Origin of the sequence: Halomonas sp. SIMBA_159, from assembly GCF_046536035.1 — a bacterium.
Classification (GTDB): Bacteria; Pseudomonadota; Gammaproteobacteria; order Pseudomonadales; family Halomonadaceae; genus Vreelandella; species Vreelandella venusta_A.
This window is the reverse complement of the sequence record NZ_JAWJBT010000113.1, coordinates 1-421: the sequence shown is the minus strand read 5'-3', so window position 1 is coordinate 421 and position 421 is coordinate 1. Positions and strand designations below refer to the sequence as shown.

At 68.2% G+C, this 421-nt stretch carries 1 protein-coding gene; it reads left to right on the top strand.

Annotation, left to right across the window (positions count from 1 at the left end; genetic code table 11):
- Positions 1–421 (top strand): hypothetical protein (locus tag R0J87_RS18600; RefSeq protein ID WP_498888046.1); only part of this gene is annotated, 421 nt, incomplete at both ends.

The following is a 421-nucleotide window of genomic DNA, read 5'->3' as shown; positions in this document are numbered from 1 at the left end:
GGCCTCGAAGACCCAACAGACCGTCAACCTCACCCCCGACCAGCTCAATGCCATCGTGGCGCAAGCCGTTCGGGCCGCCCTGTCCGGCGATGAAGCAGTCGAGGCCGACGTGGTGAAGGCGAAAGCCAAGGCGAAGCGCACCACGTCCAGCGGGCGTAAGGCGCTGTATCAACACGCAGCATCCGCCACGGCTGAAGCGCCCAAGGCGGGCGGCGCGGCCTACGGTGTCGCCCCCAGCAAGGGCATCAACGCCGCCGATATCGCCAAGCGGCGCGAGGACGCGCTGGAGGCGGCCATCCCCGGCATCGGCAAGCTCGCGGAGATAAGCCATCTCGGCAAGCAATCCGGCCAGTACCTCAAGCGGTTCGCCGATATGGACCGGGCCGGCGTCGGCTTCTGGACGTGGATCCGCTTCCCCGCC